Origin of the sequence: Streptomyces canarius (assembly GCF_014650735.1) — a bacterium.
GTDB classification, from domain to species: Bacteria; Actinomycetota; Actinomycetes; order Streptomycetales; family Streptomycetaceae; genus Streptomyces; species Streptomyces olivaceoviridis.
The window spans coordinates 179,091-204,090 of record NZ_BMVN01000012.1; the positions used below are offsets into that span (position 1 = coordinate 179,091).

The following is a 25,000-nucleotide window of genomic DNA, read 5'->3' on the forward strand; positions in this document are numbered from 1 at the left end:
TTCACAGGAAACCATGGCCGCCGCTCTTCCCCTCTCGAACACCGTCGCGAACATCACGAATATGTATCGGACATTTCACACCTCAACCTTCACACGAGGTACACACGTTGGCTAGGTTGACGCGAGGCCGCCGCCCGGCTCTGCCCCGGCGAGCCGCCCAACTGCCCTGCGGGGCAAGGAAGGAGCACGTCTTCCATGGCGCCGGAGAGTCGCGACGAGGTCCGCCAGCGGATCGCATCCCTCTACGACCGGGCGGAGAACGACACCGGCAACTTCAACGCGACCCGGGCCATGGCCGCCCGGACGCGTTCGCGTGGCGTACCGCTGGCCAAGCGGGCGGGCCAGCGTCCGGACCGGGCACTGGACGAGGTCGCCCGGCAGTGGTTCGACGCGGTACGCGCCGATGTCGGCCCGACCGTCCCCGCCGTACTGCCCGCGGACCGGCTGCCCGACAGGGCTGCCGCACCGGCGCGTTCGCGAGCGTCGACGGACCGGCTTCCGCCGGCGGGGGGTGAGCGGGAGGCCCGCGCCCTGCCGGGGGGCGGCAGCGAGCACCTCGGCCTCCCGACGGGCGGCAGCGAGGGCCTCGGCCTCCCCGCTCTCCCGGTCGGCGGCGGGGAGAGCCGCGCCCTGCCGGGCGGTGAGCGGCGGGCGCTGGGAATGGGCGGCCTGCCTCAACAGCGGTCCGGGGCACGGGAACCGAGCACCGGGCAGGCAGTGTCCGAACTGACGACGGGCTCGACGACGGACCCGACGGGCGGGTTCCTGCCGGCCCTGGAGACCGTGCGGACGGCGCTGGTCGACACAGCGAGCAGCATGGAACTTCCGGGTGCGGCCCTGGGATTGAGCGGCAGTACGACAGACACGGCCGACTGGGGCGCGGCGGAATCGGTGAGTCCTGACGTTCTGCCGGTCGTCGCGCAGCCCGCCGCCCAGCGGGCGGCGGTTCAGCTGCCCCGGACACTCCCCGGCTCCGCCGGATTCGTTCGCCTGTCCCCCGCCGCCTCGAAGGCCGCAACTCGGCGCAGGCTCGACACAGCGCGTGATCTGCTGTCCGGACGCACCGCCCGGCTCGGCCTGCCGGACACCGCCGTTCAGCCGGTACCGGTACCGCCCGACTGGTCGGCTGGGGTGCAGCAGACGGCGCACCCCGCCATGACCTCGACCGTCCCGTGGCAGCGACAGGACGCGGAACCCGTTCCGTCGGCAGCACCGATGGCAGCCGCTCCGCCGGTCGGCATCACCGCTTCCGTGACCGACACCGGCTCCCTGCCCCTCCCCCTGTCCGCGCCCGCCTCCGTCGAGTCGCCTCGCGCCCTCCGTGCCGCCAAGGCCATCGCGTTCGCTCGGGCGCAGCTCGGGAAGCCCTGCGTGTGGGGTGCGACCGGGCCGGACTCCTACGACTGCTCCAGCCTCACCCAGGCCGCGTGGAAGGCGGCCGGTGTCACGCTGCCGCGCGCCGCGCACGAGCAGGCGCTGGCCGGAACGCCCCTCACGACGGCCGGGCTCGAACCCGGCGACCTCGTCCTCTTCTTCCAGGACGACCGGCACGTGGGCCTGTACGCCGGCGACGGAATGATGGTCCACGCCCCCGGACCGGGGTCGTCCATCCGCGAGGAGTCGATCTACGGCGCCGGCGAGGCAGCGATCCACCGAATCATCCGGCCCGCCTGACGGGGACCCGACGGCACTGCCCGCCCATAAGGCACCGCTAGGTAAGGCATAAGATCAACTTATGAGGTCATAGACCGGACCCGCGTACCGACTTAGGTGTGCCTTAGTTTAGGCTTCGTGATCAAGTCGCCCATTCACGCTCGAAGGGAACCAGATCATGCCGCGCCCCCTGCGGGTAGCCATTGTCGGAGCCGGCCCCGCCGGGATCTACGCCGCCGACGCCCTGCTCAAGTCCGAGGTGGCCGCCGACCCCGGTGTCTCCATCGACCTCTTCGAGCGGATGCCCGCCCCGTTCGGCCTGATCCGGTACGGCGTCGCGCCCGACCACCCGCGCATCAAGGGCATCATCACCGCCCTGCACCAGGTGCTCGACAAGCCGCAGATCCGTCTGTTCGGCAACGTCGACTACCCGACGGACATCAGCCTGGACGACCTGCGCGCCTTCTACGACGCGGTGATCTTCTCGACCGGCGCGATGGCCGACCGCGAGCTGTCCATACCCGGCATCGACCTGGACGGTTCCTACGGCGCCGCCGACTTCGTCTCCTGGTACGACGGTCACCCGGACGTGCCCCGCACCTGGCCCCTGGAGGCCGAGAAGGTCGCCGTGCTCGGTGTCGGCAACGTCGCCCTGGACGTCGCCCGCATCCTCGCCAAGACCGCCGACGAACTGCTGCCGACCGAGATCCCGCCGAACGTCTACGACGGTCTGAAGGCCAACAAGGCCCTGGAGATCCACGTCTTCGGCCGCCGTGGCCCGGCCCAGGCGAAGTTCAGCCCGATGGAGCTGCGCGAGCTGGACCACTCCCCGAACATCGAGGTCATCGTCGATCCCGAGGACATCGACTACGACGAGGGCTCGATCGAGACCCGGCGCGGCAACAAGCAGGCCGACATGGTCGCCAAGACGCTGGAGAACTGGGCGATCCGCGATGTCGGCGACCGCCCGCACAAGCTCTTCCTCCACTTCTTCGAGTCGCCGGCCGAGATCCTCGGCCAGGACGGCAAGGTCGTCGGTCTGCGCACCGAGCGCACCGCCCTGGACGGCACCGGCAACGTCAAGGGCACCGGCGAGTTCAAGGACTGGGACGTCACGGCGGTCTACCGCGCGGTCGGCTACCTCTCCGAGAAGCTGCCCAAGCTGCCCTGGGACATCGACTCGGGAACCGTGCCGGACGAGGGCGGCCGGGTGATCGAGGAGGGCGGCACCCACCTGCGGTCCACCTACGTCACCGGCTGGATCCGGCGCGGCCCCGTCGGTCTCATCGGCCACACCAAGGGCGACGCCAACGAGACCGTGGCCAACCTGCTGGACGACTTCGCCGGCGGCCGTCTGCACACCCCCGCCTCGCCCGAGCCGGAGGCCGTGGACGCCTTCCTCGCCGAGCGGAACGTCCGCTTCACCACCTGGGAGGGCTGGTACAGGCTGGACGCCGCCGAGCGAGCCCTGGGCGAGCCGCAGGACCGCGAGCGCGTGAAGATCGTCGAGCGTGAGGACATGCTGCGGGAGAGCGGGGCGTAAGCACCCTCCTCCCTCCGGGTCCCAGGGGGCCGGCGCCGGTGCGCCGGCCCCCGCCCCGTTCCGTGCGGTGCCGCGCCGCCCGTGCGAACGGCTCGCACGGCGACGCGTGCGCAACGGCTCCGGGAAACGTCCCCGGGACCGGTCAGCGGCGGGCGCGCGGGGGTGGGTGGCGTTCCGGTGGGTGCCGGCAGGGGTGAACGGGGTCCGCCCCTGGGCGGATGGATGGGCGGGCCCCGTTCGCCGGACATTGTGGGCGCCGCGACCGCCGGCCGGGCACGGGTGAACCGCGCTCACCTGACGCGCACCGCGCACACCCCGGGCGTACGGCGCACACCCCGCGCTCCGGTCGCACTCCCGGGCGACGCGCGGGGCCGGGCCCCCGCCGCCGTGTCGCCCCGCCGAACGGTGATACTGGGAGGCACACCCGCCCCCATCAGCAGATTGGCTCATGTCGAACTCCGCCGGCGACCGCGCCACCACCCCGCAGACCCTCTGGGCGGCCCGGGGCCGCCACACCGGTCCCGCCCCCGAGAACGTCGTCCGCCGCACCCTGCGACGGCACAAGGAGAGCGGTGACATCGACGACTTCGCCGAGCCGCCCGCGGCCGGGGACCCGGCCCGGCGGGTCTTCGAGGCCCGCTGGCGAGCCGGCGGCACGGTGACCGTGCGGGCCCGGCTCACCCTCGTACCGCAGGAGGGCCGGCTGCCGGGCCACGAGTGGCGGCTGGTCGCGGAGGCGGAGCGTCCGTGGGACGACGCCTGGCCGTCGCCCGCGACGCTCTTCTGGCCCGAGGGCGGCTCGGGTGAGGACGACGACGGCTCCTGGGACCATCACCCCACGGTCGCGGGCCTGCGCTTCCGGCACGTCAACGCGCTGCCGGAGGACGACAAGGACATGCGGCGCCGGCTGCGGGACGCGGCCCGGGAGGCGTGGTGCGTCCATGTCGTCGTCCACGAGGCGATGACACCCGACGAGCGGGGCCGGCTGCCGCTGGTGCGGCTGCTGCCGCCCGGCCTGCGGCACCGCGTCATCGAGCACCGGGCCACACCGCAGCAACTGCGCGCCGTCAACTGGGCGTTGAAGGACCTCGGCGTCGAGGTGCCGCGCGGCGGCGCGGTGCTGCTGCCGCCGGATCCGGCACCTGAGGGGTACGACGGCCGGGAGCACAGCGTGCGCACCGTCTTCCTGGACGGTTCGGAACCGGCCGGACTCCTCGCGGCGCTACGGCACTTCGTCGCCCTGCCCCGGCCGCTGCCGGCGGACGCCGAGGAGGCGCTGACGGACCTGCGCGAGAACTGGACCCTGATGACCCTTCAGGAGCAGCTGGAGCGCGAGCGGCGGCTGGTCGCCATGTACGCCGAGGCGCTGGAGGCGATGACGAAGTCCCGGGACCTGTACAAGCAGGCCGCCGAGCAGGCGCTGGAAGCCCTGGCGGCGTACCGCGACGTGCCCGCGCCCGCCCTCCCCCAGCAGCGGCCCGCCGCCCGGACACCGGGCGCGTTGCAGCAGCTGACGCGGACGTTCGAACGGCTCAAGCTGACGACCAAGGGCCGGCAGCAGCAAGGGTCTGCCGAGGATTCCCCACCGGACGGCACGGCGCCGGCGGACGACAGCGCGGGGGCCGCGGGCGCCGGCGGCGATGCGGACGAGCGTTCATCGTAGGAGTCCGTCGGGGTACATGGACGGTCGTACCGTTCGTAGGCGCCCCCGCCCGGCAAGGAGCCGCAATGGACACGACCACGACCCTGCTGGTGATCGCCGCCGTCGTCGCGGCGGTGCTGTTCGCCGTCGCGGTCCGGCTGCTGGTGCGGCTGGTGCGGGCGCGGCGGACGCTGCGGCGGGCGGGGCTGCCGACGGGGCCCCGGTGGGTGTTCTGGGGCGCGGTCGCCTATCTGGTGCTGCCCACCGATCTGCTGCCCGACCCGGTCTACCTGGACGACATCGGCGTCCTGCTCCTCGCCCTGCGCAGCCTGCGCGCCGCCCGGCCGCTGCCGGGCGGGACGACCGAGCCCTGACCGGCCGGGCGTGGTGTACCGCACCGGCGGTATGCCGCACCATGGGGCGATGCGACCCGTGTTCACCGGCATACCCGGTGCCCCGGCGGCCCCCGGCGTGGCCGTGGTCGTCGACGTGATGCGCGCGTTCACCGTGGCCGCCTGGGCGTTCCGGCGCGGCGCCGAGCGGATCGTCTTCGCCCGCACGCTGCGGGAGGCGCTCGCGCTGAAGGCCCGTCATCCGGACTGGCTCGCCTGCCAGGACGGGGCGCCGACGCCGGGGTTCGACCTGGTCAACTCGCCCGCCCGGCTGCGGGCGCTGGACCTGCGGGGCCGTACGGTCGTCCAGAAGACCACCGCCGGGACGGCCGGGGCGCTGGCCGTGGCGGACGCCGGGCTGCTGCTGTGCGCGAGCTTCGCGGTGGCCGGGGCGACCGCCGGGGCGCTGCGGCGGGTACGGGCGCAGGCGGTGACCTTCGTGGTCACCGGGGACGGCGGACGGGCCGAGGAGGACCGGGCCTGCGCGGAGTACATCGCCGAACGCGTGCGAACGGACGACGCCGACCCGGGCCCCTACCTGGCGCGGGCCCGGCGCTCCACCGCCGCCGCACGGCTGGCCGACGGTGTGCGGCAAGGGTGGGCCGGTGTCGATCCCGAGGACGTGGCCGTGTGCCTGGAGACGGACACGTTCCCGTCGGCCATGGCGGCCACCCGGGAGGACGGCCACCTGGTGCTGCGCCCATGGGCACCCCCCGAGCACCCGGCCTCCTCGGCGTAGAGGGAGCCCGGCGGCACCGGTCAGGGCACCGGGCCCGACCCGGCCGGACGACCTCGACCGGCCTCGTCCGGCTCGGCGTTGCCCAGGGTCAGGGCCGTGAGCAGGACCGCCAGTGCGCCGAGTGCCGCTGCCGCGGCGGTCGGACCGGCCAGCCACGACGGTGCCAGGGTCGCCGCCCGCACCCGGGCCGGGTCCGGCAGGCTGAACCGTCCGCCGAGCACGTGCCCGGCGGCGAGCACCGCCGTGACCCCGACCGCGGCCGTCGCCGCCACGAGCCGGGCCGGCGCCGCCCGCGCGGTGAGGGCGAGCGCCAGCAGCCCGCACAGCGCCGAGGCGAGCAGGGTGGCCCCGAGGGCGCCGTGGGACAGCCCGGTCCAGTAGCGCGGGGCATGCGCCGTCCCGCACAGGAACACCAGCAGCGCGGCGCACCGGGCCACCCACAGGCAGGCCGTCGGCGTCCGGTCGTCCCCTGCCCGGTCCGCACCCGCCCGTCGTCCTTCCGTCCGCCCCTCCGCGTCGGACCGCGGTGCCCTCGTCCGCCCGTCGACAACGATGCGCCGGGTCTTCACCGGCCCTGCCGCGGCCGGCCGTCCCTGCACCGCCGGCTCTTCCGGGGCGGACCGCCCCGCCTCCGCCGACGCCTGCGGGGCCGACCACCCCACCTCCCGTACGACCGCCGGTGCCACGGCGGCGGACCCCGACCGCTCCTCGGCCTGACTCGTCCGCCGTTCCGCCGCCAGCCGACCGATCAGCTCGGCGAGTTCCTCCACGGGCCGGTGCACCGCCACCGCCCGCACGGCGGCTTCCGCGCAGCGGGATTCCGCCGGGCCGCGGTGCAGCAGTTGCACCAACCGGGAGACGTCCTCCAGGGGGCGGCGCTGAGCGGCGGCCCGGATCGCCTCGTCGGCGCTGTCGCTGTCCCGGGGCGGTTCGGTCAGCAGCGTGACCAGACGGGTGACGTCCTCCACCGACCGGTCGACCGCGACCGCGCGCAGCACGTCGGCTGTCGTCCGGGCCGGTTCGGGCGTGCTCTCCAGCAGCGTGATGAGCCGGACCACGTCCTCCAGCGGGCGGTCGGCGACGGCCGCGTGGACCAGGCTGCGCAGGGGGTCGCCGTGCGCGGGTTCCTCTGGGGGGAGCGGCCGTACGGGCCGCGTGAGGAGGTGCGGGGACGAGGTGGGGGCGCCGGGGGCAGCCGGTGCCGTGGGTATCACCGAGTCGTCGGGACGGGGGGATGAAGAGCAGGTCGTCATCTCGTCTCCAGGAGAAGGGTGCGACCGCACCCGCGCCCCGTCTGCGGTCGCCGCGTCACGGACTCCATTACTAGGAGCGGGCCCCGGAGCCCGCCACTCGGGCGGGGCACTGGTGTGAGCCGGCCCGGTGTCCTCCGACGGGTACCGGGGGCCCCACCCCTGCCTGCCATGGCCCTCTCCACCCCGCCCAGGTGCGTACCGCGCGCTTCGTGGCGCATTCTTGCTGTGTCATCCACCCGGAGCCGCACGGGACGAGGTGGGGCCGATGGCCGGGAGCGACGAGCAGGCGGTCCGTACGCGGGCCCGGCTGACCGCGCTGCTGGCCGACGTCTCGACCGGCGTCCTCACCACGGCCGGCGGCCGGGCGGCGGGCGTGTACCTGCGCTCCCGCACCCCGGGCCTGCTGCGCCTGGCGGTGCTCACGGGGCTGCCCGGTCCGCTGTTCAGGTCCTGGTGGCGGCTGCACGTCGGCCGTCCGTTCCCGGTCGCCGACGCCTACCGGCTCGGCATCCAGGTGGTCCTGCCGAACGTCACGGAGACCATGCGCCGGTATCCGCAGTTCGCGGCCGGTCTGCCCTTCCCGTTCGGGTCGGTGCACGTGCCGGTGCCGGGCGGTACCGCACCGCTGGGGGTGCTCACGGTCCTGCACCCGGCGGTGGCGGACACCGTGGACGACCTGCTCGACCGGGAACTGCTCGGCCGGCTGGCCGAGGGCCTGGGCACCGAACTGCTCGGCCTGGCCGACGGCGACGAGGACGCGATCGTCTGGGACGGCGAGCCGCTGTGCGTACGGCCGCCCGCGAGCCGGCCCGCCCGGGTCGCCGTAGGACGCTTCAGCTGTGACCCGGCGACTTCCGTGGTCCGTGCGGACGACCGGCTGCACGCCCTGCTCGGGCTGCGCCCCGGCGAGTTCGCGGGGACCATGACGGCGCTCGCGGACGCCGTGGCCCCCGCCGACGCGCACCGGATCCTGGCCGCGCTGCGCGACACCGCCGCCGGGAAACCGCCGAGCGCGCCGCTGAGCCTGCGCGCCCGCGACGGCACGCCGCGGCTGCTGGACCTGTGGCCGGCCGACGCGGACCGCGCGGACCGCGCCGGGACGGCGGTCCACGGGGTGGTGTTCGACCCCGGTACGGCCGCCTCCGCCGACGGCGCGGCCGACCTGCTGCCGGAGGGCGTGTTCTGCCTGGACCGGCTGGGGCTGATCGTGTACGCCAACCCGGCGGCGGCCCGGCTCACGGGCCGGGCGCGGGAGCGGCTGCTGGGGCAGGCGCTGTGGGAGGCGCTGCCCTGGCTGACCGGGCCGCCGTACGACGACCATCTGCGCGGCGCCCTGCTCTGCCCCGAGCCGGTGCGCTTCCACGCCCGTCGGCCGGCCGACGACCGGGACGAACCCGGTGACGGCGACTGGCTGGCGGTCTCGGTGCACCCCGGAACGGACCTGCTGACCTGCGTGCTCGCCCCGGCCAGCCGGGTGGACACCGCGAGCGGGCCGGCGCCCGCGGCCGGGGCCCCGGAGGACACGGTGGCGGGCGCCCGCTCGATGACGCCGCTGTACCGGCCGATCGCGCTGGCCATCGCGCTGACGGACGCGGTGACCGCCCGGCAGGTGTCGGCGGTGGTCATGCAGGAGTTGCTGCCCGCGTTCGGCGGCCGGCGGCTGGCCATCTACCTGCTCCAGGACCGGCATCTGTACCTGGCCTGGGAGACGGGGTTCCCGCAGGGCTTCCTCGCGCCGTTCGAGGGCATCGGCCTCGACGCGCACGTGCCCGGTGTGGAGACCCTGACCACCGGCCGGCCGCTGTTCTTCGAGTCCATGGGGCAGATCGCGGCGGCCTATCCGGGGATCGCCCTCGACGCGCAGGAGGGCTCGCGTGCCTTCCTGCCGCTGATCGCCTCGGGCAGGCCGGTGGGCTCCTGCATCCTCGGCTTCGACCGCGAGCGCGCCTTCAGCACGGAGGAACGCACGGTCCTCACCGCGCTCGCCGGGCTGATCGCGCACGCGATGGAACGGGCACGGCGCTACGACGACGAGGCGGCCCTCGCCCGCGGCCTGCAACAGGCCCTGCTGCCCCGTCGGCTGTCGACGCATCCGCGGGTGGAGACGGTGGGGCGGTATCTGCCGGGGACGCAGGGCATGGACGTGGGCGGTGACTGGTACGACGTGGTGGAGGCCGGGGACGGGCTCGCGCTGGTCATCGGTGATGTGCAGGGGCACGGGGTGCAGGCGGCGGCCACGATGGGCCAGCTCCGCAGCGCCGTGCGCGCGTTCGCGCTGGGCGACCGGCCGCCGGACGAGGTCCTGAGCGGCACCAACCACCTGCTGATCGACCTGGACCCCGGCCAGTTCGCCAGCTGCTGTTACGTGCGCCTGGACCCCGCCACCGGCCGGGCCCGGGTCGCCCGGGCGGGCCATCCGCCGCCGCTGCTGCGCTGCCCGGACGGCCGGACCCGGCTGCTGGACATCTCCGGGGGCGTCGTCCTCGGCGTGGATCCGCACGCCCGATACCCGGTGACCGAACTGTGGCTGGAGCCGGACGCGATCCTCGCCCTGTACACCGACGGTCTGGTGGAGCGGCCCGGCGCCGACATCGACGACGGCATCGCGTCCCTGCGGCTGGCGCTCGCCCAGGCCGGTGCCGGTGCCGGCCTGGGCGGCGGGCGGTCCCTGTCCGGGGTCGCCGACCGGCTGACGGCCACCGCCCGGCACGCCACCGACCGCCCCGACGACGTGGCCCTGCTGCTGGCCGCCCGCCGTCCGCCACCCGCTCCCGGCCGGTGACCGGCCCACCCCGCCCACCCGGGGCCGCCCCCTGCCCGGCGCTCGGCCGTCGCCGCCTCGGGTGATGGTCTCGCCTGAGGGCGCCGGGCAGTGTAGACATGGGCACATGGTGCGACTGCCCGGCCGGCCCGTGACTCGGCCGCCCCGCTCTTTCGGGTACCCGCGCGCACCGCACAGCCGGCCGGCGGCGGACCGCGGCACGGGCGGAAGCCGGCCGGGGGTGCTGCGGGCGGCGGTGACCGGGCGCAGCGTGGCCGGGCAGGTGTTCGTCCTGCAAGTGGTGATCGTGCTGCTGCTGGTCGTCTCGGCGGTGGTGGCCCAGGTGCTCCAGGTGCGGCGCGACAGCGACGCCGAGGCGGGCAATCGTTCCCTCGCCGTGGCCGAGACGTTCGCCAACGCGCCCGGCACGGCCGCCGCCCTGCGCTCCCCGGACCCCACGGCCGTGCTCCAGCCGCGCGCGGAGGCGGCCCGCAAGGCGACCGGCGTGGACTTCATCGTCGTGATGAACACCGACGGCATCCGCTACACGCACCCCAGGGCCGACCGCATCGGCAAGAAGTTCGTCGGCACCATCGCCCCGGCCGTGGCCGGCGGCACGGTCACCGAGCACGTCAACGGCACCATCGGGGCGCTGGTGCAGGTCGTGGTGCCGGTGAAGGACTCCGGTGGTCAGGTGGTGGGCCTGGTGGCGGCCGGGATCACCACCGCGCACGTGGGCGGGGCCGCCGACCAGCAGCTACCGCTGCTGCTGGCCGCGGCTGCCGCCGCGCTGGCGCTGGCGACCGCGGGCACGGCCCTGGTCAGCAGACGGCTGCTGCGCCAGACGCACGGCCTCGGGCCGTACGAGATGACGAGGATGTACGAGCACCACGACGCGGTGCTGCACGCGGTCCGGGAGGGTGTGCTGATCGTCGGCGGTGACGGCAGGCTGCTGCTCGCCAACGACGAGGCGCACCGCCTGCTGGGCCTGCCGGCGGACGCCGAGCGGCGGCATGTGCTGGAGCTGGGCCTGGACGACGAGACGGCGGGGCTGCTGGCCTCGGGGCGGGTCGCCACGGACGAGGTGCACCTGGTCAAGGACCGGCTGCTGGCTGTCAACCAGCGGCCCACGGACCTGCGCGGCGGCCCGCCGGGCAGCGTCACCACGCTGCGCGACTCCACCGAGCTGCGCGCCCTGTCGGGCCGCGCGGAGGTGGCGCGGGAGCGGCTGAACATGCTGTACGAGGCGGGCGTGGGCATCGGCACCAGCCTGGACGTGACCCGGACCGCGGAGGAGCTGACGGAGCTGGCGGTGCCCCGGTTCGCGGACTTCGCGACGGTGGACCTGTTCGACGCGGTGCTGGGCGGGGAGGAGCCGCGGCCGGGGACGGCGCTGCGCCGCGCGGCCTGCGCGGGCGTCCGCGAGGAGTCCCCGCTGTATCCGCTCGGCGAGCGGATCCGGTTCGTGACCACCTCGCCGCAGGCGAGGGCCCTGACGACCGGGCAGTCGGTCGAGGTGCCGCGGCTGCGCGACGAGCCCGGCTGGCGGGCGCAGGACCTGGAGCGCACGGACCAGGTGCTGGCGTTCGGCATCCACTCGATGATCACGGTGCCGCTGCGGGCGGGCAGCCTGGTACTGGGCGTGGCGAGCTTCTGGCGGGCGGAGAAGCCGCAGCCGTTCGACGCCGAGGAACTGGCCCTCGCGGAGGAGCTGGTGGCGCGGGCGGCGGTGTCGATCGACAACGCCCGCCGGTACACCCGTGAGCACAGCATGGCGGTCACCCTCCAGCGCAGCCTGCTGCCGCGCAGCCTGCCCGAGCAGGGCGCCCTGGACATCGCCTACCGCTATCTGCCGGCCCAGGCGGGGGTGGGCGGCGACTGGTTCGACGTGCTGCCGCTGTCCGGCGCCCGGGTGGCCCTCGTCGTCGGGGACGTCGTGGGGCACGGGCTGCACGCGGCGGCGACGATGGGCCGGCTGCGCACGGCCGTGCACAACTTCTCCTCGCTGGACCTGCCGCCGGACGAGCTCCTGAGCCTGCTGGACGAGCTGGTCGGCCGGCTCGACCAGGACGAGGCACCGGCGGCGGGCGCGTCCGTGGTGACGGGCGCGACCTGTCTGTACGCGATCTACGATCCGGTGTCCCGGCTGTGCACGATGGCCCGGGCCGGCCATCCGCCGCCCGCGCTGGTGCGGCCGGACGGCGGTGTGGAGTTCCTGGACGTACCCGCGGGGCCGCCGCTGGGCCTGGGCGGGCTGCCGTTCGAGACGGCCGAGCTGGAACTGCCGCAGGGCAGCCGGCTGGTGCTGTACACCGACGGTCTGGTGGAGGACCGGGAGCGGGACATCGACGAGGGGCTGGGCCTGCTGCGCGACGCGCTGCTGCGGACGCCGGGAGCCTCCCCCGAGGACACCTGCCGTACCGTGCTGGACCGGCTGCCGGCCCGGCCGAGCGACGACGTGGCGCTGATCGTCGCCCGCACCCGGGTGCTGGGCGACGACCGGGTCGCGCAGTGGCAGGTGCCGTCCGACCCGGCGGCGGTGTCGGAGGTGCGGGCCTCGGTGACCCGGCGGCTGTCCGACTGGGGCCTGGACGAGCTGGCGTTCACGACGGAGCTGATCCTGAGCGAGCTGGTCACCAACGCCATCCGCTACGGGCGCGGCCCGATCGGGGTACGGCTGCTGCGCGACCGCACCCTGATCTGCGAGGTGTCCGACCGCAGCACGACCTCGCCGCATCTGCGGTACGCGGCGAGCACCGACGAGGGCGGCCGGGGCCTGTTCCTGGTCGCCCAGCTCGCCGAGCGCTGGGGCACCCGGTACACCCCGCACGGCAAGGTGATCTGGGCGGAGCAGCCGCTTCCCTGAGCGTGCGGGGGGGGCGGGGAAATCGTTCGAGGACCCGCCGGCCCGCGGGTGATGATCTCCGGCATGTTCTCGCGCAGGAGTCGCCGCACCGCCCGGCCCACGTCGCCCGCCCTCCGCACCGCCTGGGAGACCCTGGACGCCGGGGACGTACCCGGTGCGCTGCGGCAGGTGCGGGCGGCCAGGGAGGATCAGCCGCTCGATGAGGTGGCCCTGGTGGTGGCGCGGGCGGCGGGCTCGGCCGGGTTCGGCGATCTCGCCGACGCCTCCGCCGCGCTGGCCGCCGCCCCCGAGGACCCCCGGGCGCTCTACGACTTCGGGTACGCGTGTGTCGAACGCGGGGTGCCGGATCTGGCGATTCCCGCGCTGCGTGCGGCACTTCGCCTCAGCGGCGGGGCGCTGCCGGTGCTGCGGGAGCTGGTGTCGGCGTACGAGGACGAGGGCCGGCACCGGGAGGCGGTGGCCGAACTCGCCCGCCACGAGGACCGTCTGGCGGACTGGCCGGACCGGTATCTGCTGGTGTTCAACGCCGTGCTGGGCGGGGATCTGGAGCTGGCCCGGCGTCAGCACGCGCTGTTGCCCGACCCGGAGGACGAGCGGTGGCGGCCGGCGCGGGACCGGCAGGACCGGATGCTGGCGCGGGCCGCCGACGCCGGGCGGGCGGGCCGGCTCGACGCGGCCGATCTGCGGGGCTGGCAGTACGTGCTCGGCGGCACGGTCCTCGGCACGCTGTCCCCGTACGGCTACGACGCGGGCATGAACGGCCGCTACGCCTGGTTGCAGGACACCCCGGACCAGTGTCTGCGCGGCCTGCTGCGGCTGCGGGACCTGCTGGCCGCCACCGGGGTACGGCCCCGGTCGGTGTCGCTGCTGCCGGACCGGGACTCGCGCGTCCTCGGGCTGGCCGCGGCCGAGGTGCTGGGCCTGCCGGCGGAGCCGTTCGCGCCGGGCCGGGGGGACACGGTGGTCGTGGCGTACGACCTCGACGGGCTCGCGGCGCACGACGGCGGGCCGGAGCTGGTCGGGGAGCTGTTCGAACGCGCCCCGGGGCAGGTGCTGCACGCGCACGCGTGCTGCTGGACGGACCCGCCCGCCGTCACCCCGGACAGTGCCGCCCTGCTGCACCAGTCGGTGGTGGCGCCGTGGGGTCCGCAACTGCGCCGGTCAGCGGACGGCGGGGTCGAGCGGGGGCCGGCGGACGACCGGCCGGAGGCGGAGATCGCCGCCGGGATCACCGCGGCGGACCCGTCGCCCGACCCCGGGGACGGCGACGGCCCGGCGGACGGCGACACGGAGTTCGCCGCGTTCGCCACGGTCGTGAAGGGCACGTGGCTGCGCGGTGAACGGGCGCGTGTGCGGTCCGCCGGGCCGGTCCCGAGTTCCCGGTTCGCCTGAGCGAGCGACGGTCAGCCGCCGTCGAGTCGCGAGCGCAGCAACTGCTTGCCCAGCTCGGCGCCCTTGCGGCTGTCGGACTGTGCCTTGCGGAAGAGCTCCACGACCTCGTTGTCCTTGTCGCGCTCGGCGTCCTGGATGTACTGCTCCAGACGCAGGGCGTTGCTGAGGCACGCCTCGACGTACCAGATCAGGTTGTAGTCCTTGTCGCGGGTGCCGGTGACGTCGCCGGTCTCGCTGGTGCTGGTCATCCGGGGTCTCCTCCTTCTGTCGACCCTGTGCCGATTCCGCTTGCCGTCGCCCCGGGTACCCGTGCGACCTGCGGGCACACCGGCCGATCGGGCCGTTGCTACTCGTCGATCACGGCGCCGAAGCGGGCTCCGTGGGCGGTGCCGCCGAGCGCGGCGGCACCGTAGGACCAGGAGCCGTCGGCGAGCAGCCCGCCGCCGCTCGCGGGCAGCAGCCACACCGCGCCGTCGCCCGCGTTCTCGCCGGGCGCGGCGGCCACCAGCTCGGCGCGGCCGTCGCCGTCGGTGTCGGCGAGCCGGACCTGGGCGCCCCAGGCGTCGTCGGCCTCGGCGGTGCCGGGGACGCCCGGGGTGTTCTGGTCGAAGGACTGGGCGTGGCTGCCGGTGAGACCGGTGCGGGAGCCGGGCAGCAGCCAGACCGCGCCGGCGTCGGCGACGGTGCCGATGTCCTCGCCGGGCGCGCCGACCGCCACGTCGGCGTACCCGTCGCCGTTCACGTCGGCCACGGACAGGTCGGCGCCCCAGGCGTCGCCGTCCTCGGCGGTGCCGGGGACGCCCGGGGAGTTCTGGGACCACCACTGCGGGGCGGTGCCGGGGCCCTGGGTGCCGGCCGGGCCGCCGTCGCCGCCGTAGTAGACGCCGACCAGGCCGCCGGGTGCGTCCGCGTCGCCGGTGGCCTCGTCGGCGGCGCTGAGCTGGCCGACCACGAGGTCGTCGTAGCCGTCGCGGTCGATGTCGCCGGAGGCCGAGCCGAGGCCGCCGTGCAGGTCCCGCCGGTAGGCGAGGCCGTCGGGGCCGCCCGCGTAGTACGCCGACCAGCCCTTGGTGTAGTCGTCGTCGGGGCTGTAGCCGGAGACGACGAGGTCGGCGAAGCCGTTGCGGTCGTAGTCGCCGGTGGTGACGTAGCCGGGCTGGAGCCGGTGGCCGGTGGAGTGCGGGGCGCCGACCTGGCGCAGGACGCCGGCGTGCCAGGTGAACACGGTGAGGCCGACGTTCTGGTCGACCACCACGAGCTGGTCGGAGTCGATGTCGCCGGTGAACCGGGCGGCGGCCAGCGACAGTCCGAAGCGGGCGCCGGCGGCGGGCTTCGCGGCGGTGACGGAGGCGTTCTGCTCCGCTCCGAGTCCCTTCGCGGAGCCGTACAGGACGGTCACCCGGCCCGCGTCGGCGACGGTGCCCTCGTCCTCGCCGGGCGCGCCGATCACCGCGTCGTCGTATCCGTCGCCGTCCAGGTCGCCGGTAGCGACGGCCTGCCCGAAGTCGTCCCAGGCCTCGGAGGTGCCGGGCACGCCCTGGGTGGACTGGCTGACGACCTGGACCCGGCCCTTGGGGACGGTGGCGTCGGTGCCGATGCCGTTCGGGGCGCCGTACTGCACGGTGACGTAGCCGGCGCCCTCCTTGCCGTCGACGGTGCCTTCGGGGACGCCGGTGAGCAGGTCGGTGTAGCCGTCGCCGTTGAAGTCGCTGTTGCGGTCGGCGGCCGTGGTGCCGCCGGGCACGCCCGCGAACGCGGCCGGGGCGGCGAGGATGCCGGCCGAGGCCAGCAGCAGGAAGGAGGCCGCGGCGACGGCGGCGGAGCCTGCGGTGCGTCGGGTGTTGCTGGTCATGTCCCTTACCCCCGAGGGTGATCGGTGATCCGTCGGCCGGCTGGTCGGTGCCGGCGCATGGTTCGACCCGGCGGGGGCGGGGGTGGTTGTGGGGCGCGGACGCGCTGTGACACGGCGGTGACAGACGTGGCCCGACCGGGACGTGCGGGCGGCTCAGCCGAGGGCACGGTCCAGGTTGAACGCGGCACTGATGAGGGACAGGTGGGTGAACGCCTGCGGGAAGTTGCCCTGCTGCTCGCCGGTGCGGCCGATCTCCTCGGCGTACAGGCCGAGGTGGTTGGCGTAGGTGAGCATCTTCTCGAAGGCCAGCCGGGCCTCGTCGAGCCGGCCGGCCCGGACCAGCGCCTCTACATACCAGAACGAGCAGATGGAGAAGGTGCCTTCGTCTCCGCGGAGTCCGTCGGGGCTGGCCTGCGGGTCGTAGCGGTAGACGAGCGAGTCGGAGACGAGGTCCTGGGTGAGGGCGTCCAGGGTGGACAGCCACTTGGGGTCGGTGGGGGCGATGAACTTGGCGAGCGGCATCATCAGCAGGGACGCGTCCAGGACGTCGCCGCCCTCGTACTGCACGAAGGCGCTGCGGCGCTGCGACCAGCCGCATCCCATGATCCACCGGTAGATGTCGTCCCGGGCCTGGCGCCAGCGGCGGTGGTCGGCGGGCAGCCCGCGGTGGGTGGCCAGGCGGATGGCCCGCTCGATGGCGACCCAGCACATCAGCCGCGAGTACGTGAAGTCCTTGCGCCCGCCGCGGGTCTCCCACACGCCCTCGTCGGGCTGGTCCCAGTGGTCGCACACCCAGTCGACCAGGCGGCACACGTCGTCCCACTGGCCGCTGGAGATGGGCTGGGCCCACTTGTCGTAGAGGTAGATGGAGTCGATGAGGGCGCCGTAGATGTCGAGCTGGAGCTGGCCGACGGCGGCGTTGCCGACCCGGACCGGGGCGGAGCCGCGGTGGCCCTCCAGGTGCGGCAGTTCGCGTTCGGGCAGTTCGGTGCGGCCGTCGATGCCGTACATGATCTGCAACGGACCGGAGCCGTCGCCGCAGCCGGGGCTGATGTGCGTGGTCAGGAAGCGCATGAACGCCTCGGCCTCGCCGGTGAAGCCGAGCCGCAGCAGCGCGTAGACGGCGAAGGCGGCGTCGCGCACCCACACGTACCGGTAGTCCCAGTTGCGTTCGCCGCCGAGCTGCTCGGGCAGGCTGGTGGTGGGGGCGGCGACGATGGCGCCGGTGGGGGCGTAGGTGAGGAGCTTCAGGGTGAGCGCGGAGCGGTGCACCATCTCGCGCCAGCGGCCCCGGTAGCGGGACTGGTGCAGCCAGCGCCGCCAGTAGGCGACCGTGGCGTTGAACTGGTGCTCCGCCTCGGCGTGGGCGCAGCCGCGCGGGGCCACCTCGCCGTCGACCTGGTCGAGGGCGAACACGGCGGACTCGCCCTCGCCGAGCTTGAAGTCGGCGCGCGCGTCCCGCTCGTCGCACTCCAGGGCGACGGTCGAGGTGAGCGACAGCGACTGGGCGGGCGACTCGAACACCACCATGCCGTCCAGAGGGCGCACGGTGTGCGCGGCGGCGCCGTAGTCGAAGCGGGGGGCGACCAGCACCCGGAAGGGGACGGTGCCGCGGACGCACACCACGCGCCGGATCAGCCGGTGCCGGCCCGCGTCCCCGGGCCCCTCGCCGGTGATCGGCATGAAGTCCTGCACCTCGCCGACCCCGTCCTCGGTGAAGAACCGGGTGATCAGCACGTTGGTGTCGGGGAAGTAGAACTGCTTGGTGCGGGCCGGCACGGCGGCGGCCAGCTCGAACCGGCCGCCGCGCTCGGCGTCGAGGATCGCCGCGAAGACGCTCGGGGAGTCGAAGGACGGGCAGCAGTACCAGTCGATGGTGCCGTTGCTGCCGACCAGGGCCACCGTGCGCAGATCGCCGATGAGTCCGTGCTCGGCGATGGGCAGGTAGCGGTGGTCACGGGGTCCGTTCCCGTGGAACGGCGAATCGGCCATCGGCGGCCTCCCGGGGAGCGGGGCGGTGCGGGCGGTATGTGCCTGATGCGAGTGTTTTCCAGCTTAGGCGAGTGGTTCGCCGTGGTGTGGGCAGGAGGTCCTCACCCGCTCCCGAGGCGCTTCCGGATGCAGGGTGCGCCGGGGAGGGCAATGGTGAGAGTGTGCCCCGTTCGACAGGCACCGGCACGGATGCGGTCATCCGGACCGAGGAGGAGGCATCATGTCGACATCCACACCCGAAGAGTCCCGTTCGTCGGACGACGTCTGCACCCCGGACGCCCTGCTCCACTCCGCGCCCGCCAAGGACGTCACCCCGGAGGACCTGGTGATGGCGGCGGGCCGGGACGTCACACCGAAGACGCTTGACTGGGCGCGTCGCAAGCTGGAGTCGGAGGGCACGGCGGCCATCGAGAAGCTGCTGCCCTAGGGCGGTCCGGGGAGCACAGGGACCCGAACGGGGAGACCGGCCGGACGTCGAGTCCGGCCGGTGCCCTGTGCGCGGGGTGTCACACGGAGGGCGACCGGTCCACCGCTGAGTGTCGCCGGTCGCCGCTCACTCGGGCAGTCGGGTCTCGTCCGGTACGACGTGCACCGCCGCCTCCTCCGCCCCGGCCGCTCCGGCGTCGATGCCGACGTCCTCGGCGATCTCCTCCTTGGTGGTGTCGGCGTGGGCACCCTCGTCCGGCGCGACCAGCCGGCCCGCGCGGGCCGCGCCGGCCTCGGGGTCGACCGGCTCGCCCTCGGCGCCGGGCAGGTCGCCGATCTCGTCGCCGGCCGGCGGGGTCACGTCGGGGACCTCCTGGCCGAGCCGTTCGTCCAGGCTCTCCCCCTCGTGCTGCTCGGCGGCGGTGGTGCCGTGCTTGGTGACGCCGAGGGGTCGCTCGGGCGGGGAGTAGCCCTCGTCGAGCATGTCGTCGTAGGAGCGCTCGCCGATCGCGTCCTGCAAGTCCAGTGGCCCGGCGTCCTCCTGTTCCTCGTTGCTGCCCGTGGGCTGGTAGGCGTCGTCCGCCATGGGGGTCTGCTCGGACTGCTGGTCGCTCATGGTCGCCTCCTTCGGGTTCGCGGGCGGTCCTGGTCCGCGTTTCCCGTGACCGGATCATTAACCCCGCCGGTGTCCGGGCAGATCAGTCGGCGGACCGTTCGGCCAGGCCCGCCGTCCACTTCTCCCCCGCTGCCGAAGCCGGGGTGCCGTGGTGCCCGTGGTGCCCCGACGCCGGCGAGCGCGCGCCGGCCGACCGGGTGCGGGGGGAGGACGGAGCCGGCCGTCCCGCCGCCCCTGATCCACTCCTGCCGCGTCATGGAGCCGTGGACGCGGTGCCGGGCCGGGGTGTGGGTCCCCGGGCCCGGGCGGGGAGGGGCGGAGCGGGATCAGGGGCGGCCGTCACGGGAGGTGATGCCCTCCGGCGGTGCGGGGCGGCTGCGCTCTACAGCCTCGTGCCAACCCTCCGTACCTGCAAGCCGTGTGCAGTAAAGGCCGCGACAGGCCTTTCCCATGGGGAGGGAAAGCCGGCTCGCCACGCCGGGGGACCCGGCGGTGCCCGTCAGGGTGAGGCGTGCGGGCCGTCCGGGCGGCCGGCGCGCTGCCGGACCGTCTCGCGGCTCAGGTCCTCCGTCTCCGTCTGCGGGAGCCGCTCGAAGCCGTCCTCGGTGATGACCGAGACGACGGGGAAGATCCGGCGGTGCAGGTCCGGGCCGCCGGTGGCCGAGTCGTCGTCCGCGGCGTCGTACAGCGCCTGGAGCGCGGCGAGGGCCGCCTCCCGGCGGGACAGGTCCGGCCGGTACAGCTTCTTCAGGGCGCCCCGGGCGTACGGGGAGCCGCTGCCCTCGGCGTGGAAGTGCCGCTTCTCGTAGAGCCCGCCGGCCGCGTCGAAGCTGAAGATCCGGCCGCGTCCGCCCCCGGGCACGGTGAGGTCGTAGCCGACGAGCAGCGGGACGACGACGAGCCCCTGCATGGCCTGGGCGAGGTTCTGCCTGATCATGGCCGCGAGGCGGGTCGCCTTGGCGCCGAGCGTCATCGGGACGCCCTCGATCTTCTCGAAGTGGGTCAGCTCGACCTGGTAGAGCCGCACCATGTCGAGGGCGAGGCCGACGGTGCCGGCGAAGGCGACGGCCGTGTGGTCGTCGGCGGGGTGCACCTTCTCCAGGTCGCGCTGGGCGATGAGGTTGCCCATCGTGGCCCGGCGGTCCCCTGCTATCAGCACGCCGTCGCGGTAGGTGAGCGCGAGCACGGTGGTGCCGTGCGGGAACCGGTCCGCCGGCACGCGGACGCCGGGCGGGAACGGGGGCGCGGTGGGCAGCAGCCCGGGGCGGTGCGCGGTCAGGAACTCGGTGAAGGACGACGTCCCCGGTGTGAAGAAGGCCTCGCTCGGCAGGCCCGCGCTGTCGTTGCCCGGCATGACTCCCCCTCCTGTGTCACACGGCAGTACCCGACTCCTACCTGAAGCGGGCCCGCGGGAAACTCCCCCGTTCTCACAGGGCCTTGCGGCGCACCAGTACCCCGAGCACCAGCAGGCCGGGGAGCAGCGGCAGCCACACGGTCAGCAGCCGGTAGCCGAGGACGGCGGACGCGGCGGCGGCGCCCGGGGTGCCGGCGGCGGTGAGGGCGAGGGCGAGCGCGGCGTCCAGCGAGCCGAGGCCGCCCGGGGAGGGCAGCAGGGCGGCGGCGCTGCTCGCCGCGAGGTACAGCAGGGCCACCTGGAGCGGCGCGAGCGGCAGACCGACGGCCCGGGTGACGGCGATCAGGACCAGCGCGTGCAGCCCGGCGAAGGCCAGGGAGCCGCCCCACAGGGCCGCGGCGCGGGCCGGGCAGGCGTGCAGCGCGCGGATGTCGGCCACCACGCCGGCGAGCGCTCGCCGGCAGCGCGGCCACCAGGGGGTGGCGAGCGGGGCCGCCGCGAGGGCGACGACACCCAGGGCGACGGCGACCGCCGTCGGGGAGAGGTGCGGGAGGCGCAGCAGCCCGGGGCAGGCCGGGGCGAGCAGCGCGATCAGTGCCAGGCGGACGGCGGCGCCCGCGCCGGCCTTGACGGCGAGCGCGCCGGCCGAGCGGCCGGCCGGGAGCCCGCAGCGCGTCAGGAACCGCAGGTTCACCGCGCTCGCGCCGAGCCCCGCGGGCAGCAGGTGGTTGGCGGCGGAGGCGGCGAACTGTGCGGCGACCAGGCGGGGTCCGGGCAGCCGCGGTACGACGGCGCCCTGCTGGGCGAGCGCGGAGGCCGCCCAGGTGCCCGTGGCCGCGGCGGCCCCGACCAGCAGCCAGCCCTGGTCGGCGACCGCGAGCCGCCCGGCGCCGCTCTCGACCGCGGGCCAGTGGCGGTGGGCCAGGTACAGCGCGCCGAGCAGTACGGCGAGACAGGCGCCGGCCTGCCAGCGGGCGCGCCGGCGGCCGAGGGAGGCGGTGAGCCCGGCCGGGGAGGTCATGAGGCGGCGCCCGGTACGACGTAGTAGAGCCGGACCGCGCCGACGGGTACGGACGGCCAGTCGCGGGCGTACCGGGGCGGCGCGGACCCGGCCGGCACGAGCGTGGCGACCGGCGTCCGCCGCGCGGTCCGGGTGATGCCGTCCTCGGTGGTGTTGGCGTTGGGCCCGGCGGTCGCGGCGGAGGCGCAGCCGGCGGCGAAGCCGACGGGGATGGCCTCGTGTCCGGTGACCAGACAGGGCGGCCGTACCCCGTGGCGTCGCATCTCGGCCGCGGTGCGCCCCCAGGCGTCGTGCGCGGCGGTGGCCGAGCCGACCACGTGCAGGAGGACGACGAGTTGCACGGCGAGATGGACGGCGAGACAGGCACAGACCAGCACGAGGGCCAGCGGGCGCCGGGTCGAGTGGGGTGGCGGGAGCCGGCCGGGGGGCGGGGTCGGACACGGGGACCGGTACGGGGCCGGACGCGAGCGGGGGTCGGGGGTCGGGCGGGGGGCCGGATCAGGGGCCAGGTCCCGGGTCGGAACGTCGGCCGGGGGCGAGTCCGGGGTCGGACGGTCCGCCGGGGCCGGGGGCGAGTCCGGGGTCGGACGGTCCGCCGGGGCAGGGGCCGAGGGCGGGGTCGAGCGGTGGGCCGGGGGGCACGACCTCGCGATCAGGTGTGCCAGTGCGCCGGCGACCGGGATCGCGAGGAGGGCGTAGGCGGGGAGCAGGAAGCGGGGTGCCGCGTAGCCGATCAGGAACAGGTAGGGGAAGGCGGCGGTCGCCGCGCAGGCGAGCGGCAGCACCGTGACCGCCCGGCGCCGTCCGCGCCGGGCGACGACCAGCGCGAGGGCGGCCAGCACGGGCAGCGCGAACCACCAGAGCGTGACCAGCGGATGCGGCAGGGCGCCGGTGCACGGCCGGCACAGCGTGCGCCCGCCCAGGCCGCGCAGCTGGTCCACGACGGCGAAGTGCCAGCCCAGGCCGCCCTGGATCGCCGAGCCGTCGGACAGCCGGCGCGCCAGACCGCCGTAGCTCGCATACGCCTCGATCACCCACTCGGCGGCGCCGGCGGCGAGCCCGGCGAGCAGGACGAGCAGGGCCCGCCGGTGGCGGCGCGCCAGGCCGAGGGCGAGCAGCGGCACCGTCGCCCAGACCGCGTCCACCGGCCGCATCCACGCCATCACCGCCGCGCTCCCCGCCAGGCCCCACAGGGCGCCCCGGTCGGTCGGGGCGCGCAGGAAGCAGGCGACGGCGGCGAGGGCGGCGACGGCGACCCAGTAGTTGGGCATGGCCTGCGGGCCGTAGAACAAGGTCACCCAGAGGGAGGCGAACAGGGCGCCGCCGAAGGCGAGGACCCGGACGGGGAACAGCCCCCGCCAGGCGCGCAGGGCCAGGAACAGGGCGAGGCCGGAGAGGAGGGCTAGGTACACCCGCAGCAGGGCCGTGGACGACGACCACGCCGCCACGGGGGCGACCAGCAGGGAGACGCCCCGGGCGCGGGGTGCGCTGAAGAAGGCGGCGGGAGCGTGTCCGCTGACCTGGCTGACGTACACCGTCTCGTCCCAGCCGAGCCCCAGACCGGGGCGCACGAGGACCAGTTGGGCCAGGCTGAAGGCCGCGGCGACGACCGCCGTCGGCCAGACGGCGTGCCCGGAGCCGGCGGACGCGCGGCGCGCGTGCTCGCGGTTCACCGCGTCGACTGTCGCATGCGCACTGCCGGCCATGACCACCCCTCCGTCCCCGTCCCCTACAGCCCGTAGGGCCCATGGTCACCCTACGGCCCGTAGGGCCGGAGGCGGGAGTAGGGGAAAACACGGTCAAACTAACGTGAATGGCCTGACCATGCCCGCAGGCAGGGCCATCCGGCCGACGGCCCTACGCGCTGTAAGGTTGAGGCATGGCTGGCACAAGGTCCCGCGGCAGAGCGGAGCGGCGCAGCGCCGGGGAGCTGGAGAGCGAGGTGCTGGCCACCCTCTGGGCCACCGAGCGACCGCTGACCCCGGCGGAGATCCAGCACGAGATCGGTGGCGGGCTCGCGTACAACACGGTCCATACGATCCTCAAACGGCTGTACGACAAAGGGTTGGTGCTCCGCGACGCCGACGGGCGGCGCGGGGCGTACCGGCCGGCCAAGAACGCGGCCGAACTGACCGCCGAGGCGATGCACGAGGCCCTGGACCGGGGGCCGGACCCGATCGCCGCGCTCCAGCAGTTCGTGACCGGGCTCAGTGCCGAGGAGGAGCGGGCACTGCGCGAGCTGCTCGCCGGAGACGGCGCGTGAGGCCGGGCTCATGAGGTGCGGCGCATGACGTTCGACGTGTACGCCCCGCTGGCGCTGTCACTGCTGCTGTCGGCCGTCGCTCCCGTGCTCGCCCGGCGGGCCGCGCCGGCGCTCGCCGCGCGCGTGCTGGCCTCGGCCGCGGTGCTGACGGCGGCGGCCACCACCTGGTCGCTCCTCCTGCTGACCACCGCGCTGCTCGGGGACGCGCCGCCGGTGATCCGCGAGGCCCGCGAGGACGGGCACCCGCTGACCGACCCGGTGCCCACGGTGATCGGGCTCGCCGCCTGTCTGGCACTGGCGGCCGTCGCGGTGCGCGTCCACCGGGCCGTGCGCGCCGAGCGGTGCACGCGGCGCGCGCTACGGCGGCTCGGCGCGGGACAGCCTGCGGACACCGAGCTGATCGTCGCCGCCTCGGAGGTGCCGCGGGCGTTCGCGATCCCGGGGCGGCCGGGCCGGATCCTGGTCACCTCCGCGATGCTGAACGCGCTGGGCCCCGCGGAGCGACGGGTGCTCCTCGCCCACGAACGGGCCCATCTCACGCACCGGCACGGGCTGTTGGTGTCGGCGGTCACGCTCGCGGCGGCGGCCGATCCGCTGCTGGAACCGGTGCGCGCGGCGGTCGCCTTCCTCGTGGAGCGGTGGGCCGACGAGCGGGCGGCGGCCGTCGTCGGGGACCGGCGGGTGACCGCGCGGGCGCTGGCCCGGGCCGCGCTCAGCGCGGGCCGGGCGCGCGTGGGCTGCGCCCTCCAGTTCACCGACCGGGCCGTCACCCGCCGGATCGCGGCCCTCCAGACGAACCCGCCGCCGCGTCTGTGGTCCGCGGCCCTCGCCGTCCTCGCGCTCGGCGCCCTCCCGGCCCTGCTCGCCGCGGACGCGACCGGCGACCTGCTGCACCTGCTGTCCGGGGCGCTCGACTGAGGGACGCGAGCCCGCGCCGCTCCGCGCACGAGCGCACCGCTCAGCACGCCGACCCCCGGGGGCACTCGGCCGCCGCCCGGTACGGGGCCCAGGCCACCGAAGCCGACGCTCAGCACGCCGACACCCGGGGACACTCAGCAGCCCTCCGGTGCGGGGCCCGAGCCACCAGAGACCGACGCTCACCACGCTTTCGGCACCGGCGACACTCAACCGCCGCCCGGCGCGGGGCCCGGGCCACCACCCGCACCCGGCCCCATCCGGCACCCCACCCCCGCCCGACGCACGGCACCCTCAGCCACCGCCCGGCACGGAGCCCG

The 25,000-nt window shown here is 75.3% G+C and carries 19 protein-coding genes; 11 read left to right on the forward strand and 8 right to left on the reverse strand.

The features are described 5' to 3' along the window. Positions 1–195: 195 nt before the first annotated feature. The 5 genes from IE294_RS19415 to IE294_RS19435 all read left to right on the forward strand — a co-directional run bounded on the left by IE294_RS19415 (position 196) and on the right by IE294_RS19435 (position 5,969). Positions 196–1,674, forward strand: coding sequence for a C40 family peptidase (locus tag IE294_RS19415; protein WP_229917225.1), 1,479 nt, complete (start codon positions 196–198; stop codon positions 1,672–1,674). Between the two features lie 157 nt (positions 1,675–1,831). Further along, positions 1,832–3,196, forward strand: a complete 1,365-nt coding sequence (locus IE294_RS19420) for an FAD-dependent oxidoreductase (RefSeq protein ID WP_189887735.1) — start codon at positions 1,832–1,834, stop codon at positions 3,194–3,196. Between the two features lie 448 nt (positions 3,197–3,644). Then, positions 3,645–4,859: a hypothetical protein gene (locus IE294_RS19425; protein WP_189887737.1), complete on the forward strand. Its 1,215-nt coding sequence runs from the start codon at positions 3,645–3,647 to the stop codon at positions 4,857–4,859. Between the two features lie 65 nt (positions 4,860–4,924). Continuing rightward, on the forward strand, positions 4,925–5,212 hold the full coding sequence (locus IE294_RS19430) for a YkvA family protein (RefSeq protein ID WP_189887739.1): 288 nt from the start codon (positions 4,925–4,927) through the stop codon (positions 5,210–5,212). A 49-nt stretch (positions 5,213–5,261) separates the two neighbouring features. After that, positions 5,262–5,969, forward strand: a complete 708-nt coding sequence (locus IE294_RS19435; RefSeq protein WP_189887741.1) for a 2-phosphosulfolactate phosphatase — start codon at positions 5,262–5,264, stop codon at positions 5,967–5,969. 20 nt (positions 5,970–5,989) lie between these two features. Here the strand turns inward: IE294_RS19435 and IE294_RS19440 are convergent, their stop codons facing one another. Continuing rightward, entirely contained in the window at positions 5,990–7,222 is a 1,233-nt protein-coding gene (locus tag IE294_RS19440; RefSeq protein WP_229917226.1) for a hypothetical protein, read from the reverse strand. Between the two features lie 265 nt (positions 7,223–7,487). On the opposite strand from IE294_RS19440, the gene IE294_RS19445 reads away from it, so the two are divergent. The 3 genes from IE294_RS19445 (at position 7,488) to IE294_RS19455 (ending at position 14,241) form a co-directional block, all read left to right on the forward strand. After that, complete coding sequence (locus IE294_RS19445; protein WP_189887743.1) at positions 7,488–10,004, forward strand: SpoIIE family protein phosphatase; 2,517 nt, start codon at positions 7,488–7,490, stop codon at positions 10,002–10,004. Between the two features lie 106 nt (positions 10,005–10,110). Next, positions 10,111–12,849 (forward strand): SpoIIE family protein phosphatase, encoded by a 2,739-nt coding sequence (locus IE294_RS19450; RefSeq protein WP_229917227.1) that lies wholly within the window; start codon positions 10,111–10,113, stop codon positions 12,847–12,849. A 63-nt stretch (positions 12,850–12,912) separates the two neighbouring features. Beyond that, a complete protein-coding gene (locus IE294_RS19455; protein WP_189887745.1) occupies positions 12,913–14,241 on the forward strand; it encodes a hypothetical protein in 1,329 nt (442 codons plus the stop codon). Positions 14,242–14,252: 11 nt separating this feature from the next. Here IE294_RS19455 and IE294_RS19460 read toward each other — a convergent pair whose 3' ends face one another. From IE294_RS19460 to IE294_RS19470, 3 genes are all read right to left on the reverse strand, one after another. Beyond that, the gene (locus IE294_RS19460; RefSeq protein WP_014676749.1) at positions 14,253–14,489 is read right to left on the reverse strand and encodes a hypothetical protein; all 237 of its coding nucleotides are present in this window, start codon (positions 14,487–14,489) and stop codon (positions 14,253–14,255) included. 98 nt (positions 14,490–14,587) lie between these two features. After that, positions 14,588–16,093, reverse strand: coding sequence for an FG-GAP repeat protein (locus tag IE294_RS19465; protein ID WP_189887747.1), 1,506 nt, complete (start codon positions 16,091–16,093; stop codon positions 14,588–14,590). Between the two features lie 153 nt (positions 16,094–16,246). Then, positions 16,247–18,085 carry a glycoside hydrolase family 15 protein gene (locus IE294_RS19470; protein WP_189887749.1) on the reverse strand — a complete coding sequence of 613 codons (1,839 nt, stop codon included), beginning with the start codon at positions 18,083–18,085 and terminating at the stop codon, positions 16,247–16,249. A 220-nt stretch (positions 18,086–18,305) separates the two neighbouring features. Between IE294_RS19470 and IE294_RS19475 the strand changes: the two genes are divergently transcribed. Next, a complete protein-coding gene (locus IE294_RS19475; RefSeq protein ID WP_189887751.1) occupies positions 18,306–18,512 on the forward strand; it encodes a hypothetical protein in 207 nt (68 codons plus the stop codon). A 126-nt stretch (positions 18,513–18,638) separates the two neighbouring features. Here IE294_RS19475 and IE294_RS19480 read toward each other — a convergent pair whose 3' ends face one another. The 4 genes from IE294_RS19480 to IE294_RS19495 all read right to left on the reverse strand — a co-directional run bounded on the left by IE294_RS19480 (position 18,639) and on the right by IE294_RS19495 (position 23,208). After that, positions 18,639–19,127, reverse strand: a complete 489-nt coding sequence (locus IE294_RS19480) for a DUF5709 domain-containing protein (RefSeq protein ID WP_189887753.1) — start codon at positions 19,125–19,127, stop codon at positions 18,639–18,641. Positions 19,128–19,626: 499 nt separating this feature from the next. Beyond that, positions 19,627–20,481: a proteasome subunit beta gene (gene prcB / locus IE294_RS19485; protein ID WP_189887755.1), complete on the reverse strand. Its 855-nt coding sequence runs from the start codon at positions 20,479–20,481 to the stop codon at positions 19,627–19,629. Between the two features lie 73 nt (positions 20,482–20,554). Further along, on the reverse strand, positions 20,555–21,502 hold the full coding sequence (locus tag IE294_RS19490) for a lysylphosphatidylglycerol synthase domain-containing protein (protein ID WP_189887757.1): 948 nt from the start codon (positions 21,500–21,502) through the stop codon (positions 20,555–20,557). Next, positions 21,499–23,208, reverse strand: a complete 1,710-nt coding sequence (locus IE294_RS19495) for a hypothetical protein (RefSeq protein WP_189887759.1) — start codon at positions 23,206–23,208, stop codon at positions 21,499–21,501. The genes IE294_RS19490 and IE294_RS19495 overlap by 4 nt, the downstream gene beginning before the upstream one ends. A gap of 173 nt (positions 23,209–23,381) precedes the next feature. On the opposite strand from IE294_RS19495, the gene IE294_RS19500 reads away from it, so the two are divergent. Together IE294_RS19500 and IE294_RS19505 are read left to right on the forward strand one after the other, a co-directional pair. After that, complete coding sequence (locus IE294_RS19500) at positions 23,382–23,765, forward strand: BlaI/MecI/CopY family transcriptional regulator (protein ID WP_189887762.1); 384 nt, start codon at positions 23,382–23,384, stop codon at positions 23,763–23,765. Positions 23,766–23,789: 24 nt separating this feature from the next. Continuing rightward, positions 23,790–24,683, forward strand: coding sequence for a M56 family metallopeptidase (locus IE294_RS19505; RefSeq protein WP_189887764.1), 894 nt, complete (start codon positions 23,790–23,792; stop codon positions 24,681–24,683). Positions 24,684–25,000 lie beyond the last annotated feature (317 nt).